At 37.6% G+C, this 16,718-nt stretch carries 16 protein-coding genes; 15 read left to right on the top strand and 1 reads right to left on the bottom strand.

Going from position 1 to position 16,718, the window contains the following annotated elements:
- From rpe to spoVM, 3 genes are read left to right on the top strand one after another with little or no spacing between them, the layout of a single operon-like run.
- A complete protein-coding gene (rpe, locus tag BM260_RS04055) occupies positions 1-669 on the top strand; it encodes a ribulose-phosphate 3-epimerase (RefSeq protein ID WP_093535230.1) in 669 nt (222 codons plus the stop codon).
- Positions 666-1,322 (top strand): thiamine diphosphokinase, encoded by a 657-nt coding sequence (locus BM260_RS04050; RefSeq protein ID WP_093535228.1) that lies wholly within the window; start codon positions 666-668, stop codon positions 1,320-1,322. Before rpe ends, BM260_RS04050 begins: the two co-directional genes overlap by 4 nt.
- A 14-nt stretch (positions 1,323-1,336) precedes the next feature.
- Entirely contained in the window at positions 1,337-1,429 is a 93-nt protein-coding gene (gene spoVM, locus BM260_RS18920) for a stage V sporulation protein SpoVM (protein ID WP_093535226.1), read from the top strand.
- Positions 1,430-1,486: 57 nt separating this feature from the next.
- Here the strand turns inward: spoVM and rpmB are convergent, their stop codons facing one another.
- Complete coding sequence (rpmB, locus tag BM260_RS04040; RefSeq protein WP_090562690.1) at positions 1,487-1,675, bottom strand: 50S ribosomal protein L28; 189 nt, start codon at positions 1,673-1,675, stop codon at positions 1,487-1,489.
- A gap of 919 nt (positions 1,676-2,594) precedes the next feature.
- Here rpmB and BM260_RS04035 point away from each other — a divergent pair.
- The 12 genes from BM260_RS04035 (at position 2,595) to smc (ending at position 16,707) form a co-directional block, all read left to right on the top strand.
- Positions 2,595-2,957: an Asp23/Gls24 family envelope stress response protein gene (locus BM260_RS04035; RefSeq protein WP_093535224.1), complete on the top strand. Its 363-nt coding sequence runs from the start codon at positions 2,595-2,597 to the stop codon at positions 2,955-2,957.
- 16 nt (positions 2,958-2,973) lie between these two features.
- The gene (locus BM260_RS04030; RefSeq protein WP_093535222.1) at positions 2,974-4,629 is read left to right on the top strand and encodes a DAK2 domain-containing protein; all 1,656 of its coding nucleotides are present in this window, start codon (positions 2,974-2,976) and stop codon (positions 4,627-4,629) included.
- A 300-nt stretch (positions 4,630-4,929) separates the two neighbouring features.
- Positions 4,930-5,592: an L-serine ammonia-lyase, iron-sulfur-dependent subunit beta gene (gene sdaAB, locus BM260_RS04025; protein ID WP_093535220.1), complete on the top strand. Its 663-nt coding sequence runs from the start codon at positions 4,930-4,932 to the stop codon at positions 5,590-5,592.
- A 12-nt stretch (positions 5,593-5,604) separates the two neighbouring features.
- Positions 5,605-6,504 carry an L-serine ammonia-lyase, iron-sulfur-dependent, subunit alpha gene (gene sdaAA / locus BM260_RS04020; RefSeq protein WP_093535218.1) on the top strand — a complete coding sequence of 300 codons (900 nt, stop codon included), beginning with the start codon at positions 5,605-5,607 and terminating at the stop codon, positions 6,502-6,504.
- Positions 6,494-8,542, top strand: coding sequence for an ATP-dependent DNA helicase RecG (recG, locus tag BM260_RS04015; RefSeq protein ID WP_093535735.1), 2,049 nt, complete (start codon positions 6,494-6,496; stop codon positions 8,540-8,542). The genes sdaAA and recG overlap by 11 nt, the downstream gene beginning before the upstream one ends.
- A gap of 96 nt (positions 8,543-8,638) precedes the next feature.
- Complete coding sequence (fapR, locus tag BM260_RS04010) at positions 8,639-9,205, top strand: transcription factor FapR (RefSeq protein ID WP_093535216.1); 567 nt, start codon at positions 8,639-8,641, stop codon at positions 9,203-9,205.
- A 15-nt stretch (positions 9,206-9,220) separates the two neighbouring features.
- Complete coding sequence (gene plsX, locus BM260_RS04005) at positions 9,221-10,216, top strand: phosphate acyltransferase PlsX (RefSeq protein WP_093535214.1); 996 nt, start codon at positions 9,221-9,223, stop codon at positions 10,214-10,216.
- Positions 10,209-11,159, top strand: a complete 951-nt coding sequence (fabD, locus tag BM260_RS04000; RefSeq protein ID WP_093535212.1) for an ACP S-malonyltransferase — start codon at positions 10,209-10,211, stop codon at positions 11,157-11,159. Before plsX ends, fabD begins: the two co-directional genes overlap by 8 nt.
- Positions 11,152-11,898, top strand: coding sequence for a 3-oxoacyl-[acyl-carrier-protein] reductase (gene fabG / locus BM260_RS03995; RefSeq protein WP_093535210.1), 747 nt, complete (start codon positions 11,152-11,154; stop codon positions 11,896-11,898). Before fabD ends, fabG begins: the two co-directional genes overlap by 8 nt.
- 95 nt (positions 11,899-11,993) lie before the next feature.
- Positions 11,994-12,230 (top strand): acyl carrier protein, encoded by a 237-nt coding sequence (acpP, locus tag BM260_RS03990; protein ID WP_093535208.1) that lies wholly within the window; start codon positions 11,994-11,996, stop codon positions 12,228-12,230.
- Positions 12,231-12,390: 160 nt separating this feature from the next.
- Positions 12,391-13,149, top strand: coding sequence for a ribonuclease III (rnc, locus tag BM260_RS03985; RefSeq protein WP_093535206.1), 759 nt, complete (start codon positions 12,391-12,393; stop codon positions 13,147-13,149).
- A gap of 3 nt (positions 13,150-13,152) precedes the next feature.
- Positions 13,153-16,707: a chromosome segregation protein SMC gene (gene smc, locus BM260_RS03980; protein ID WP_093535204.1), complete on the top strand. Its 3,555-nt coding sequence runs from the start codon at positions 13,153-13,155 to the stop codon at positions 16,705-16,707.
- The last annotated feature ends 11 nt before the right edge of the window (positions 16,708-16,718 follow it).

The following is a 16,718-nucleotide window of genomic DNA, read 5'->3' as shown; positions in this document are numbered from 1 at the left end:
ATGGTGAAAATAGCTCCATCAATATTAGCAGCAAACTTTTCTAAACTTGGAGAAGAAGTATTAGAAGTAGAAAAAGCCGGTGCAGAACTAATTCATATCGATGTAATGGATGGTCATTTTGTTCCCAATATTACAATGGGACCAATTGTTGTGGAGGCACTTCGCCCACTTACAAAATTACCTTTAGATGTTCATTTAATGATTGAAAACGCAGATCAGTATATTGAGTCATTCGCCAAAGCGGGAGCAGATTATATTACAGTTCACGTAGAAGCGTGTCCTCATTTGCATAGAACTATCCAATTAATCCGTTCATTCGGTGTTAAACCGGGCGTTGTACTGAACCCACATACCCCAATAGAAACAATCCAGCACGTACTGGAAGATATAGATATGGTTCTTTTCATGACTGTTAACCCAGGATTTGGTGGACAGAAGTTTATTCACTCGGTTGTCCCTAAAGTGAAGCAGTTATCTGATATTATCAAACAACGAAATCTATCGATTGAGATTGAAATTGATGGTGGTATAAATGAAGAAACGATTAAACCTTGTGTCGAAGCTGGAGCTACTATATTAGTAGCAGGATCTGCCATTTATAATGCCCCTGATAAAGCAAAAGCTTTGCAAGCGATCAAAGCGGCCGGTTTAAGTGTAGTACCAAAATGAAACGTGTAGTTGTTTGTTCAGGTGGGCCATCTAAGGAAGTTGTTGATTTTAAACAACTTCCTTTTCATCGAGACGAAGCTATTTTTATAGGTGCTGACCGGGGTGCATTGTGGTTGTTGAAAGAGGGCATATTACCAGATGAAGCAATCGGTGATTTTGATTCCCTAACAACAGAAGAGCTAAATTTGATGAAGACTAAAGTACAAAAAGTTACGGAACTACAATCGGAAAAGGATGAAACGGATACTCATATTGCCATCCTCACTGCTTTAGACTATAAACCCAATGAAGTAATCGTAACAGGAATAACTGGCGGACGGTTAGATCACTATGAGGCAGCTTTACATGATATTTGTCGTTTGCAATTAAAAAATCCATCCATAATATTTTCCATCCAAAACAAACAAAATATTATACAGTTTTTACCTGCAGGAACACATCAGATAAATTATGATGATCATTATAAATATGTGTCTTTTTTCTCTTTTGGAGAACAGGTAGAAAATATGACTTTACATGGATTTTTGTACAATGTTGATAAGGAATTTATGGATGTAGGGAATGCAAAATTTACAAGTAATGAACTTAAAGACCAAACAGGTACTATCTCTTTTACCGCGGGCATATGTTTAATGATAAGAAGTAGCGACTAAAAGGGAGGAATTGTGTGAAGGTCTACACATTTAGATTGCCTAAATCCGTAAGTAGTTTTGTGAAGGTTTGTATACGGCTATTTAAAAAAGAAGAAAAGAAGAAATGAAAAAATGAAAAAATGCCAGGTCGACGAAAGTCGGTCTGGCATTAATTATGAGTGCGATTAAACGCGCTCAATTTTTCCTGATTTTAAAGCTCTCGCAGAAACCCATACACGTTTTGGTTTACCGTCTACAAGAATGCGTACTTTTTGAAGGTTAGCTCCCCATGTACGTTTAGTAGAGTTCATTGCGTGAGAACGAGCATTACCCGAACGAGCTTTACGCCCAGTGATTGCACATACTTTTGGCATTATATTTCCTCCTTTAAAAAAGAAGCTGAAAGATTTTTCAGTTCGATATTTCACATACTTTAATAATTTACCACAGACCTTAATGAAGTGCAAGACTTATCAAGAAAAAAACCTTTACAGTATAAAAAAGTGTAAGCGCCTATGCAAGCCCCGAAAAGCGCTGGAGGGATTTCAAGAAAAGGCGTCCTTTGCCTTTACTGAAATTCTGAAGCGACTCGAGGGGCTAGGCGCTGGAACTAGCCGGTATAAAAAAGCGTAAGACGCCGTTTAGCAGCGAAAATCACTGGAAGACTTAGTTTAAGAAAAATAATAGTGCCGCTGTGATTTCCACTTCAGGCGGACGCTTTCCGTGGGCGTTGCCTCAGTCTCCTCGCTTCGCTGCGGGTCTTTGCCTAACGCTGTTCCCACTGGAGTCGCCACCTTACGCTACGATCAATAAGTATGTAGTAATATATTATAAGATTTAACAAAGCTTATCGCTTAAATGTTAAGGTTGGTAAAATTTTAGAAAGTGTTATTTGTAACCGCTTTTGAAATAGAAATGTTATTACCCAATAATAGTTGAAGATTGCATACTCCCTTTATACTAGTGGCAATAAAGGAAGTAGTAAGTGTTTGCCCTCTAGAGAAGTATTATAACTCCCGAAATTATATCTTCGAGAGCTTCCGCTATGTATAGAAATGTATCTTTTCTCTAGTTATCCGAAAATGTACTAACCTGTTTCTAAGAGTTAATGTAGGGTGTAAGACAGACAAATGCTATAAAATTACCTATACAAAGAAGTGATAAAAACAGGTTGTATAAAACTAGCACATTTTCCCAAACTGTTGAAAAAGTGGACGAAAGTAAACGTCTCTTTTATAATTTTAATGGGTGTAGTACAATAAAAGATAGTCAAAAAGACTTGGAGGTCTTATCATGTCAATTGAATTGAAAAATGAATTCGGACTAATTGATATATCACAAGATACAGTTGCTCAAATTGCTGGAGGAGCCGCTATTGAATGTTATGGAATAGTTGGTATGGCTTCAAAGCATCAAATTCGCGATGGATTAACAGATATATTAAGAAAAGAAAACTTCACTAAAGGTGTTTTAGTGAGACAAGAAAAAGAAGATTTACATATTGATATGTATATTATAGTTAGCTATGGCACGAAAATTTCAGAAATAGCCTACCAAGTACAGTCAAAAGTCAAATACACACTAAACAAATCTCTTGGTATGTCAGTGAAATCCGTTAATGTGTATGTTCAAGGAGTTCGCGTGGCAAACGTGTAAATAAGGAGAGAAAATAATGAAATCAATCAATGGTATCCAATTTGCAGACATGGTTCAGATGGGAGCACATCATCTTTTCCAAAATGCTGATTACGTAGATGCATTAAATGTATTTCCTGTACCAGATGGTGACACAGGGACTAATATGAATTTATCCATGACTTCAGGGGCAAAAGAAACAGCAGCCCATACTCATGATCATATTGGAAAAACAGCTCAAGCACTTTCTAAAGGGTTACTTATGGGTGCTCGTGGAAATTCAGGAGTAATTTTATCTCAATTATTCCGTGGCTTCGGTAAATCAATCGAACAGTTAGATGTATTAAATGCAAAACAATTTGCTGATGCACTTAACTATGGTGTGGAAACTGCATATAAAGCGGTTATGAAGCCGGTTGAAGGTACTATCTTAACTGTTGCAAAGGATTCTGCTCGAAAAGCTGTAGAGGTTAGCGAAGATGTGGATGACATCCGTGAGCTAATGGAAGCGATAGTAGATGAAGCCAAAAAATCATTGGATAGAACGCCTGATCTTCTACCCGTCCTAAAAGAAGTAGGAGTAGTTGACAGCGGTGGACAAGGACTAGTGTTTGTTTATGAAGGATTTTTAGCGAGTCTAAAAGGGGAAGCATTACCGAGTAAGACGGTAGGGTCTTCAATGGATGATCTTGTTAGCGCTGAACATCATATGAATGTTCAAGGATTTATGGATACTGCTGATATTGAATTCGGCTTTTGTACAGAATTTATGGTTCGTTTTGAAGAAGGAAAAAAATCATTTGATGAAACGGCTTTTCGTAATGATTTAAGTGAATATGGGGATTCTTTACTAGTTATTTCGGATGATGAAATTGCAAAAATTCATATTCATTCAGAAACACCAGGTGAGGTTTTAACATATGGACAACAATATGGTGACCTTATCAAGATTAAAATTGAAAATATGCGTCAGCAACATACAGAAATCGTGGGAGAAGGATATTCCACTGGAGCAGCAACGAAAAAAACAGAGGTTCATCCATATGCAATTGTTACTGTAGCGATGGGGACTGGCGTTTCTGAACTATTAAAAAGCTTAGGTGCATCAGCAGTTATCGAAGGTGGACAAACGATGAATCCATCTACTGAAGATATTGTCAAAGCTGTACAAGCGGTTGGAGCAGAGCGCGTATTAATCTTACCTAACAACAAAAATATCGTAATGGCTGCCGAGCAAGCTGCGGAAATACTAGGTATCGAAGCTGCTGTGGTTCCTACTAAAACAATCCCGCAAGGAATGGCTGCAATATTAGCCTTTAACCCGCAAGCAACTGTCGAAGAAAATAAAAACAATATGACCGAAGCATATGCACATGTCAAAACAGGACAAGTAACATTTGCTGTTCGAGATACATCTATTGATGGAGTCGAGATTAAAAAAGATGATTTCATGGCGCTTGCAGAAGGTAAGATTGTACTTTCTAAACCTTCCTTAAAAGAAGTAACTACTAGCTTGATCAAGTCATTAATGGATGAAGAGTCCGAAATAGTTACGGTCATTTATGGAGAAGATGTAAGTGCAGAGGATGCGAACGAATTCGCAGCTTTTATTGAAGAACATTATAAAGATATAGAAGTAGAAGTGTATAATGGGAAACAACCACTTTACCCATATATCTTATCTGTAGAATAATTTAGAAACCATGTAGAGCTAATCTTCTCTACATGGTTTTTTTATGTTTATAATTTAGAGCGGAAAATATTATACAAGACCACATTAACTATTTAAGGTCTGGAACCCATATTTTATAAAGGATATTAGATTGGCTCTCTCTGTGCCATGAATGGTTTGGTTCGTATCCTAATACATACACTAGAAAATATATCCCCGTATCTAATTGCCGAAGTTTACTAGATAAAATATAATACTTTGTTTATTTTGAGGTTAGAGTGTAAAATGGGGGTACTAAAACATCATGTGGAGGTTTAATCAGTGAAATTTAAATCTGTTTTTGATATTATCGGGCCAGTTATGATAGGTCCGTCCTCCTCCCATACTGCTGGGGCAGCTCGTATAGGGCGAGTAGCTAGGGACTTATTTGGAAAACAGCCTACATGGGCAAGAATATATTTATACGGATCTTTCGCAGAAACATATAAAGGTCACGGAACGGATAAAGCAATTGTTGGTGGTTTGCTAGATTATGATACTTTTGATGAACGTATTAAAACAGCATTTGAGGACGCGAAGCAAGCTGGTTTAACATATGAATTTATACCAGAGACCGCACATACAGAGCATCCGAATACTACACGGATCGTCATTGGTGACGAAAGTCGTGAAATGTCTATGGTCGGAATTTCTATTGGCGGCGGAAAGACGGAAATTACAGAGTTGAATGGTTTTCCACTACGTCTTTCAGGTGAACTAGCGGCTATTTTAGTAGTTCACGAGGATCGTTCAGGGTGTATTGCAAGTGTGTCAAACTGTTTAGCAAAATATGATATTAATATTGGACATATGGAAGTTTCGAGACGGGAAAAAGGAAATATGGCTTTGATGGTTATTGAAATCGATCAAAATGTGAATGAACAAATATTAAATGAAATTAGTGAATTGCCTAATATTACGCAAGTAACAAGAATCGCCGATTAAGGGGGAATACAAATGGAAGTTCTATTTCGTAACGTTCGTGAATTAGTAGAGCGAGCAACCCGGGAAAACAAACTGATCTCTGAAATAATGATAGAACAGGAAATAATGATTACAGATCGTTCTAGAGAAGATATAATGGCTCAAATGGATCGTAATTTGACGGTTATGGAAGAGGCTGTTGAAAAAGGCCTTCGTGGTGTTCAATCTACTTCGGGTCTCACTGGTGGAGATGCAGTTTTACTACAAAACTATCTTAAAAAAGGAAATACTCTTACAGGAGGGCTTATGTTAGATGCTGTTAGTAAAGCAGTGGCAACTAACGAAGTTAATGCTGCTATGGGAACGATATGTGCAACGCCAACAGCGGGTTCGGCGGGAGTAGTTCCTGGTACTTTATTTGCAGTAAAAAACAAATTGAATCCTACTAGAGAACAGATGATACGGTACTTGTTCACATCTGGTGCTTTTGGATTTATAGTAGCGAATAATGCTTCTATTTCAGGAGCAGAGGGCGGTTGTCAGGCAGAAGTTGGTTCTGCTTCAGGAATGGCGGCAGCAGCAATCGTAGAAATGGCGGGAGGATCTCCTGCTCAATGTGCGGAAGCTTTTGCGATAACATTAAAAAATATGCTTGGCTTAGTTTGTGATCCAGTAGCTGGATTAGTAGAAGTACCTTGTGTGAAAAGAAATGCGATGGGTGCCGCTAATTCATTAGTGGCAGCAGATATGGCGCTAGCGGGTGTAACTAGTCGAATTCCATGTGACGAAGTAATAGATGCAATGTATCGAATTGGTCAATCGATGCCCTCTACTTTAAAAGAAACGGGTCAAGGCGGTCTTGCAGCAACACCTACTGGTAGATGGTTAGAGTCTAAAATTTTTGGTGGAGCAGTAGTTGGAAGTGGAAACTAATAAGCATGATTTAGTCGCTTCTCTAAAGGGAGTGGGAAGTAGTACAGCAAACGCCTTGCAAGACCTAGGTATTGTTACTTTAGAGGATTTAGTTATGACATTCCCTTATAGACACGAGGATTTCCGACTAAAAAATTTGGCAGAGACTGCGCATAATGAACGAGTGACAGTAGAAGGAAGGGTCGAAAGTGAGCCTTCCCTTCTTTTTTTAGGGAAAAACAAATCCAGAATGCAAGTTCGAATACTTGCAGGACAACACTTAATAAAGGCTGTATTTTTCAACCAAGGCTATTTAAAAGATAAGATAATTCCAGGTTCTATTGTAACCGTATCGGGAAAGTGGGATCGAGGTAGACAGGTCATTAATGTCTCTACTTTTTCGATTGGACCAAAAACGGATTTACAAGATTTTGAACCGGTATATTCTTTAAAAGGCTCGATCAATCAAAAAACATTTCGTAAGTTTATGAGGCAAGCATTGGATCATTTAAAGGGATCTTTAGTAGATCCACTACCAGATTCTATTCGATTACCTTACCGTTTACCAGGTATCTCTGATGCTTTAGAAGGTATTCATTTCCCTTTGGATGCAGAACATTCCAAAGATGCAAGAAGGCGTTTTGTGTATGAGGAATTATTAGTTTTTCAATTAAAAATGCAGGCTATTAAAAAGGTTCGAAAAGAACAAAATGTAGGAAATGGGATTGCCTTTCATAATGATCTAGTTAAGAAGTTAATCGAAACTTTGCCATATGAACTTACAGATGCTCAAAAAAGAGTCGTTAATGAGATATGTCGAGACTTACGGGAACCTCATCGTATGAATCGCTTACTTCAGGGGGATGTTGGGTCTGGAAAAACAATAGTCGCCGCAATTTGTTTATATGCCGTAATTACAGCGGGGTATCAAGGGGCATTAATGGCTCCTACCGAAATCTTAGCTGAGCAGCATGCTAGTTCACTTGACGAATGGTTAGCTCCTATAGGTGTCCGAATTGCTTTACTGACCGGTTCAACAAAAACTAAAGCTAGAAGAGCAGTCTTAGAAAATCTAGCAGCTGGGACTATAGATCTTTTAATAGGGACGCATGCATTAATTCAACCAGATGTTGTATTTAAAAAGCTTGGGCTTGTCATAACCGATGAGCAGCATAGATTTGGTGTGGAGCAGCGGAGAGTCCTAAAAGACAAAGGGGAAAATCCAGATGTTCTTTTTATGACCGCGACTCCTATTCCTCGTACTTTAGCTATTACGGCTTTTGGGGAAATGGATGTTTCTATTATCGATGAAATGCCTGCAGGTCGTAAGAAGATTGAAACACATTGGATGAAACCTAATCAGCTACATAAATTGATAGCTCGATTAAAAAGTGAACTGGCTACCGGAAGACAAGCTTATATAATTTGTCCATTAATCGAGGAGTCTGAAAAGCTTGATGTCCAAAATGCGGTAGATGTGTATAACATGATGACAGAAGAACTGAAGGGCACCTCCACAGTTGGTTTAATGCACGGAAGACTCCATTCGGATGAGAAAGAACAAGTAATGAGAGATTTCTCAGAAGGGGCTATCCAGGTATTAGTTTCCACTACAGTTGTAGAGGTTGGTGTAAATGTTCCGAATGCAACATTTATGATAATTTTCGACGCAGAGCGTTTTGGTCTAGCCCAGTTACATCAACTACGAGGTCGAGTTGGTCGAGGCGAACATCAATCATTTTGTGTATTGTTAGCTGATCCAAAGTCCGAAGAAGGAAAAGAGCGAATGGTTTCCATGACCGAGACTAATGATGGCTTTATACTAGCAGAAAAAGATTTAGAACTTCGAGGTCCTGGTGACTTTTTTGGGAAAAAACAAAGTGGACTTCCAGAATTTAAAGTAGCAGATCTTGTGCATGATTATCGTGCTTTAAATACTGCTAAAGTGGATGCTGAGAGGTTATTAGACTCTAAAGAATTTTGGGATTCGAGTGAAATGGCGGGACTCCGCGAGATGCTGATAAATTCAAAAGCTATGGATGGAGAACGAATTGATTAAAGAGAATGTAAGAAGGATTTTGAATCTATTCTTGCATTCTTTTTTTAATATTTATATACTGATATTAGTACCAAGTGCTAAAATGGTGGTGAGGATATGAAATACTCCAAAAAGGATAGGCAGAAATTACTTTTAGAAACATTAGATAAAAACCCGTTTGTGACGGATGAAAATTTAGCTTCTACTTTTCATGTAAGTGTTCAAACTATCAGACTGGATAGAATGGAATTATCTATTCCGGAATTGCGAGAACGTATTAAGTCAGTTGCTGCTCATAATTTTGGAGAAGACGTCAAGTCTCTTCCAATTGACGAAGTAATTGGAGAGATTATTGATATAGATTTGGATAAACAAGCGATTTCCATATTAGATATTACACATGATCATGTTTTTGCTAGAAATGGTATAGCAAGAGGACACCATTTATTTGCTCAGGCCAATTCATTAGCCGTTGCGGTTATAAATGATGATTTAGCGCTTACTCGAAAGTCTAATCTTACATTTGTCAAACCTGTAAAAGTAGGAGATCGTGTAATTGCTAAAGCAGTCGTGACATCCAGTGATGTCGAAAAGAATAGTACGTTAATAGAGGTTACTAGCAAGGTAGAAAATGAGACGGTTTTCGTTGGTCAATTTAGCATGTACCGAGTAACGATGTCATAAAAAAGGTGATTAATAATGAAAATTTCAATAGATGCAATGGGTGGGGACAATGCTCCTCATGAAATAGTAAAAGGCGTTTACGAGGCGTTAGAAGCGTTCCAAGATATAGAAATTCAGTTATATGGTGATGAGGAAAAGCTTGCCTCGTTAATAACAAAACATCAACGTTTAACAGTTATACATACAGATGAAGTAATTGAAGGGACGGATGAGCCTGTTCGTGCAATTAGAAGAAAGAAAAACTCCTCCTTGGTTAAAATGGCTGAATCTGTGAAAAGTGGAGATTCTGATGCTTGCGTGTCAGCGGGGAATACTGGCGCTTTAATGGCGGCTGGATTATTTATAGTTGGTCGTATCGATCAAGTAGATCGTCCTGCTTTAGCACCGACATTACCTACGCTTGATGGAAAAGGGTTTGTTATGTTGGATTTAGGTGCCAATGCCGATGCAAAACCTGAGCATTTAGAGCAGTTTGCGGTTATGGGTAGTATATATGCTGAGAAAGTTCGCGGTATTTCGAATCCTCGAGTGGGGCTGCTGAATATTGGGACAGAAGATATTAAAGGAAACGAGTTAACTAAAGCTGCCTTTAAGCTTTTAAAAGACGCACCTATTAATTTCGTGGGTAATGTTGAATCTAGAGATTTACTTACTGGAGTAGCGGACGTGGTTGTGACGGATGGTTTTACTGGAAACATGGTACTTAAAACGATTGAAGGTACAGCTTCGGGCATATTTACTTTATTGAAGGAAGCTTTTAACACATCTGCTAAAACAAAAATATCTTATTTACTGGCAAAAAATGAACTTAAAGTGTTAAAAAACACATTAGATTACTCCGAATATGGAGGAGCAGGATTATTCGGTCTGAAAGCTCCAGTTATTAAAGCGCATGGTTCCTCGAACGGTCGAGCTATCTATCATGCCATCAGACAGGCTCGTACAATGGTGGAGCATAATGTTGCGGACATAATTTCAACTACATTACGAAAGGAATCACCCAATGACTAAAATTGCTTTTATCTTCCCTGGCCAAGGTTCACAAACAGTGGGCATGGGTCAACAATTAGTAGAGAATAATACAGATTGTCATCATTTTTATGAACAAGCAAATGAAGTGTTAGGATTTTCTTTGAGTGAGCTTATGTTGAATGGACCTGCAGAGGAACTTACCAAAACCTATAATGCACAGCCGGCATTACTCACTACAAGTTCCATGATTGCACACAAACTAAAACAAGCTGGAATCATGCCTAATTTTACCGCTGGTCATAGTTTAGGTGAATATTCTGCCCTAGTTGCGTCAGATGTTCTAAGCTTTGCAGATGCAGTTTTATTAGTTCATCAACGAGGTTTATATATGAATGAAGCGGTACCTGCCGGAAAAGGTGCGATGACTGCGATTCTCGGATTAGGCAAAGATGAATTAGCAGCTGTTACTCATGATGTCACTTCAAACGGTGAGGTTGTGCAAATAGCTAATTTAAATTGTCCAGGTCAGATTGTTATTTCGGGAACTGCTGCAGGAGTATTAGAAGCATCAAGTAAAGCAAAAGAAGCTGGTGCTAAAAGAGCGATTCCTCTAGTAGTTAGTGGACCATTCCACTCCGAACTAATGAGACCTGCAGCGCAGCAATTAGATGCTGCAATTTCAGCAATTGAACTAAAGCAAGCTTCTATACCTGTCATTTCAAATGTAACTGCTGAACCAGTTACAGAAGCTAGCCATATTAAAAATTTACTAGTTGAACAATTGTATTCACCTGTTCGTTGGGAAGAATCGATTCAACAGATGATAGAGCAAGGAACGACTATTTTTGTAGAATGTGGTCCTGGTAAAGTCTTAAGTGGTTTAGTGAAAAAGATCGATCGATCTGTAACTACTTATTGTGTGCATGATGAAGAGACATTACAGCAAGTTATTACTGAGCTAGGAGTTGAGCAACATGGGTAAATTAGATGGGAAATCTGCAATTGTAACTGGTGCTTCTCGCGGGATAGGAAAAGATATTGCTTTATACCTTGCGAATGAGGGAGCTAAGGTTGCTGTTAACTATAGTGGGAGTAAAGAGAGAGCAGAAGCTGTGGTAGAAGAAATTAAAGCTTCAGGTGGAGAGGCTTTTGCTATTCAAGCGAATGTAGACAAAGCAGATGATGTTCAAAATCTAATAAGCTCCACTTTAGAGAAATTTGGTTCGATTGATATTTTAGTAAACAATGCTGGTATCACTCGTGATAATCTACTTATGCGTATGAAGGAACAAGAGTGGGATGATGTGCTTAATACGAATTTAAAAGGTGTCTTTCTTTGTACAAAAGCAGTGACAAGACAAATGATGAAACAACGAGCAGGGAGAATTATTAATATTACGTCGATTGTTGGAGTTTCTGGGAATGCAGGGCAGGCCAATTATGTCGCTGCTAAAGCTGGGGTTATCGGTCTAACTAAGTCATCTGCTAAAGAATTGGCCAGTCGTAATATAACAGTGAACTCGGTTGCACCTGGATTTATAACAACAGATATGACAGATGCTTTACCGGAGGATATTAAGTCTCAAATGTTAAGCCAGATTCCACTAGCTAAATTTGGAAATCCGGTAGACATCGCTAAGGCGGTTGCATTTTTAGCCTCGGAAGACGCAAATTATATAACTGGTCAAACAATTCATGTAAATGGCGGCATGTATATGTAAGGCTCCAGTCTATATAGGAGTTTTATGTATAAATTGTAGTAGCACTTTCATTACAAAGCAGTTTTTTGTATAATCATTGAGGGGAGGTGACTAATGTGTCAACTGTTTTAGAACGCGTAACTAAAGTAATCATCGATCGTCTAGGAGTAGATGAGAACGAAGTAAAATTAGAAGCATCTTTTCGTGAAGATTTAGGTGCAGACTCTCTAGATGTGGTAGAATTAGTAATGGAATTAGAAGATGAATTCGATATGGAAATTTCAGATGAAGATGCTGAACAAATTTCTACTGTAGGTAGTGCAGTTAAATATATTGAAAGCAAACAAGGTTAAATATTATGCAGTAGGAAGTCTACTACATAAAATTTAATAGTAGCAGAGGCGTTCTACTTATTCCATGTGAATAAGAGAACGTCTCTATTTCTTTTTGCACATTAGGCTAGAAACGGGTAAACTTAGATGAACATATGATAAGTGGAAAGGCAGATAATTCATGAAAGTAAATCGCAAAAAAAATAATATTCGCAGAGTAATTTTTTCAGAAACTGTAAAAGAACAATTTGAGCAGTTTCAGGAGCATTTCCAAATAAGATTTGAAAATCCAACATTATTGTATCAAGCCTTTACCCATTCATCTTATGTGAATGAGCATCGTCGTAAATTTTTTGCCGATAACGAACGTCTAGAGTTCCTTGGAGACGCAGTATTAGAATTGTCCGTTTCTCAATATTTATTTCAAAAATATACTGGCATGAGTGAAGGAGAGTTAACTAAACTCCGAGCGGCCATCGTTTGTGAGCCATCTCTTGTATTGTTTGCAAATGAGTTGAACTTCGGCAAATATGTATTGTTAGGAAAAGGGGAAGAGCTAACGGGCGGTCGTGAAAGACCTGCACTTTTAGCAGACGTTTTTGAAGCATATATCGGTGCATTATATTTAGATCAGGGATTAGAAACAGTTATAGAGTTTTTAGAAAAAATTGTTTTCCCCAAAATCGAACTCGGTGCTTTTTCGCATGTGATGGATTATAAAAGTCAATTACAAGAAATTATTCAACAACAAAATATTGGTACGTTAAGCTATGAAATAGTAGAGGAAAAAGGACCGGCTCATAATCGTACTTTTGTTTCTCGGGTTATTTTAAACACTAAAGAACTGGGTATCGGCGATGGTCGTTCTAAAAAAGAGGCAGAACAACAAGCTGCAAGACTTGCTATACTCGCATTAAGGGATTCAGAACAGGGGGAATAGTCATTGTTCCTTAAAAGATTAGAAATTATTGGATTTAAATCTTTTGCAGACCGTATTGGAATTGATTTTGTTCCAGGAGTTACTGCAGTAGTAGGGCCAAATGGTAGTGGAAAAAGTAATGTTACAGATGCAATAAGATGGGTTTTAGGAGAGCAGTCTGCTAAGTCTCTTCGAGGTGCAAAAATGGAGGATGTCATTTTTGCCGGAAGTGATTCTAGAAAAGCATTGAACTTTGCAGAAGTGAACTTGATATTAGATAATGCAGACCAACGGGTAGCTCTTGATTTTTCGGAAATTAGTGTGACTAGAAGAGTGTTCCGTTCTGGTGACAGTGAATACTTGTTAAATAAACAAACATGCAGATTGAAGGATATTACGGACTTATTTATGGATTCAGGGCTTGGAAAAGAAGCGTTTTCTATTATTTCTCAAGGTCGGGTCGACGAAATACTAAATAGTCGACCTGAAGATCGCCGTACTATTTTTGAAGAAACTGCAGGTGTTTTAAAGTACAAGCAACGAAAAAAGAAAGCTGAATTTAAGCTAATTGAAACAGACGATAACTTAAATCGTGTTCTCGATATTTTGCATGAATTGGATAGTCGAATGGAGCCTTTGCAGATTCAATCCTCTCTGGCGTCCGATTATTTAATGATGTCTGCAGAACTTAAGGATATTGAAATTGCAGTTATCGCTCATGATTTAAGGGATTTTGTTCAAGAAAATATGGAATTAAAAACAAAGTTAAGCGAACTTCAGCACATCAAACAGTCTCTACTTTTACAAATTGACGAGCTGGAAAAAAATATTCAGCAAGACAGAAAAGTAATGACCGCTATTGATGAAAAGTTGGATACAGAGCAAAGTGAACTAGTAGAATCCAGTTCTGAATTAGAACGCTTGGAAGGCAGAAAGCTGCTTTTGGCGGAGAAACAACAAAATGCTAGTCAACAAATATCGCAGCTTAAAAAGGCGCTAGCAGAAGAACGATATAAAGTTCAAACGCTAGAAGAGCAAATGAAAACGAATAACAAAGAAAAATCTAATAAACAAGCTCAACTTAAAGTACTTCGTGCTAAAAAGGTTCAAATCGATCATGTGTTGAGTAAATCTGCTTCTGAAATGGAAGAAGAAATTGAAGATTTGAAAAGTACATATATCGATTTGCTAAATGAAGAAGCAACTATGAAGAACGAGATGAAACATATGGAGCAACAACTTCACTTTGAACTCGTTACTTCAGAAAAAATGGTTGCAGACTACCAAGAAATCAAAAACGAATTAGAAAAGCTAACAATCCGCAAAAACGAGTTAGACCCGTTATTGTCAAAATGTCAAAAGGATCTACAAGCAAGACTTACGGATTATAAAACAAAAAGAGAAGTTTCAGAACGTCTAGAAGGTTCCTTTGAAGAGCAACAAACAATGCTTCAAAAAGCCTATCAGATGAAACACCAAATGCAAGCAAGAAGAGATTCATTGGAAGAGTTAGAATCTGAGTTTTCCGGGTTTTTCCAAGGAGTTAAAGAAGTTCTTATTGCTCGAGATAAGAAGGAACTAAAAGGTATTCACGGAGCAGTTGCTGAACTAATTCAAATACCAGAATCATATATGACGGCAATTGATACTGCTATTGGTCCGCAATCTCAGCATATAATTACGGATAGTAGCCAGGATGCTAGAATTGCAATAGATTGGTTAAAGAAGAAAAGGGTAGGCCGAGCAACATTCCTACCACTACAGGTTATGAAATCTCGTAAAATAAACGAGTTCACACTCAATTCTATTCAAGACCATCCATCTTTTGTAAATACAGCGGATAAACTTGTTAATTATTCTGAAGGCTATCAAATTATTGTAGAAAATCTTCTTGGTAATATTATAATTGCCAAAGATTTAAAAGGGGCCAATGAAATGGCTGCTCGACTGCAATATAAATTCCGTTTCGTTACATTAGATGGAGATGTAGTAAATGCCGGAGGATCTTTAACAGGGGGGTCTGTTAAACAGCAGTCTTCTTTATTTACTCGTAAAGCAGAGCTTGAACAACTTAATGTCAAACTAGTTGAACTAGAAAAATCTGTTTTAGAAGCAGAAGTTTCTGTTTCTAGAAGAAAACAAGAAGTACAAGACTTGAAAATAGATTTAGAAGACACTCGAATTTCTGGTGAGCAACTAAGAGAATTAGAGCATAAACTTCTTTCAGAATCTAGAGAATGTGCTGCTATAATTTCTAGATTGACAAGTCAGTTATTGGAATATGACGAGGAAAAAACAGAGAAGAATCATCTCCATGAAGGCTTAGTTCAGAAAAAAGCCCAAACTGCTGCCAGAAGTAAAGAAATTAACGAGTCATTGATTTCTATTCAGAAAACAATTGATGAACTACAGTCATTGAAGCAACAATCTTTGCAAGAGAAAGATAAATTCCAAAATGAGTTAGGCGAATTACTTTCTCTTATCGCTGTTGTCAATGAACAACTATCTCAACTTGAGAAAGAAAAAGTTCTTTTGGAACAGTCTAGTACGGTGAGTGTACAAAAAGTGACAACCTTACAAAAGGAAATCGCTTGGTATGAAAATGATGACCAAGGGGAGACATCTCCGGAAGAATTAATAGATCTAATCGAACAACATAAAAAGAAAAAAGAGTATTTAATCGTTCAAATACAATCAGGTAAAACTAAGCGGTCAGAACTTGCGCAATTAATATTGCAAGCAGAACTGTCATTAAAACAATTGCAACAACAAGCTAATATACATCTTATGGATGAACGAACGTTAGACATAAAACAAAGTAAAATTGAAGTAGAAATGAAGTCGTTACAAAATCATTTAGAAGAAACCTATGAAATGACATTAGAAGATGCAGAGCAGGATTATCCATTTGACATGGACGAGGATTTGGCCCGTAAAAAGGTCAAATTATTAAAGCGCTCTATTGAAGAATTGGGTCCGATAAATCTTAGTTCCATTCAGGAGTTTGAACAAGTAAACGAACGTCATTCATTCCTAACTGAACAAAGAGAAGATTTGTTATCTGCTCAAGAGACATTACATGAGGTTATTAAAGAAATGGATGAAGAGATGACCATTCGTTTTGAAACAACCTTCAATGAAATTCAACGTCATTTTAAAGTAGTGTTCCGAGAACTATTTGGTGGTGGTCAGGCAGATTTGTTATTAACAGACCCAACGTCGTTACTTGATACGGGGATAGAGATTCTGGCTCAACCTCCAGGGAAAAAACTACAAAACCTTTCTTTATTATCTGGTGGAGAACGAGCACTTACAGCCATTGCGTTACTATTCTCGATTTTACGAACACGTCCAGTTCCATTTTGTATTTTGGATGAAGTGGAAGCAGCACTTGACGAGGCTAATGTCACACGTTATAGCGATTATTTAAAGAAATTCAGCAACGATACACAGTTTATCGTGATTACACATCGTAAGGGTACAATGGAAGGCGCGGACGTCCTATATGGTATTACCATGCAGGAATCTGGTATTTCTAAATTAGTTTCTGTTAAATTAGAAGAGGAATTAGTAACTTAAAAGGAGTTTAT

The organism is Psychrobacillus psychrotolerans (genome assembly GCF_900115805.1).
Lineage (GTDB): Bacteria > Bacillota > Bacilli > Bacillales_A > Planococcaceae > Psychrobacillus > Psychrobacillus psychrotolerans.
Note: the sequence above shows the minus strand (reverse complement) of the source record. Positions and strands in the feature narration are given on the sequence as shown.

Excerpts from the sequence above, each read along its gene's own strand:
- rpmB (WP_090562690.1), bottom strand. The coding sequence starts at position 1,675 with ATGCCAAAAGTATGTGCAATCACTGGGCGTAAAGCTCGTTCGGGTAAT.
- rnc (WP_093535206.1), top strand. The coding sequence starts at position 12,391 with ATGAAAGTAAATCGCAAAAAAAATAATATTCGCAGAGTAATTTTTTCA.
- fapR (WP_093535216.1), top strand. The coding sequence starts at position 8,639 with ATGAAATACTCCAAAAAGGATAGGCAGAAATTACTTTTAGAAACATTA.
- sdaAA (WP_093535218.1), top strand. The coding sequence starts at position 5,605 with ATGGAAGTTCTATTTCGTAACGTTCGTGAATTAGTAGAGCGAGCAACC.
- BM260_RS04030 (WP_093535222.1), top strand. The coding sequence starts at position 2,974 with ATGAAATCAATCAATGGTATCCAATTTGCAGACATGGTTCAGATGGGA.
- plsX (WP_093535214.1), top strand. The coding sequence starts at position 9,221 with ATGAAAATTTCAATAGATGCAATGGGTGGGGACAATGCTCCTCATGAA.
- fabG (WP_093535210.1), top strand. The coding sequence starts at position 11,152 with ATGGGTAAATTAGATGGGAAATCTGCAATTGTAACTGGTGCTTCTCGC.
- BM260_RS04050 (WP_093535228.1), top strand. The coding sequence starts at position 666 with ATGAAACGTGTAGTTGTTTGTTCAGGTGGGCCATCTAAGGAAGTTGTT.
- fabD (WP_093535212.1), top strand. The coding sequence starts at position 10,209 with ATGACTAAAATTGCTTTTATCTTCCCTGGCCAAGGTTCACAAACAGTG.
- BM260_RS04035 (WP_093535224.1), top strand. The coding sequence starts at position 2,595 with ATGTCAATTGAATTGAAAAATGAATTCGGACTAATTGATATATCACAA.
- rpe (WP_093535230.1), top strand. The coding sequence starts at position 1 with ATGGTGAAAATAGCTCCATCAATATTAGCAGCAAACTTTTCTAAACTT.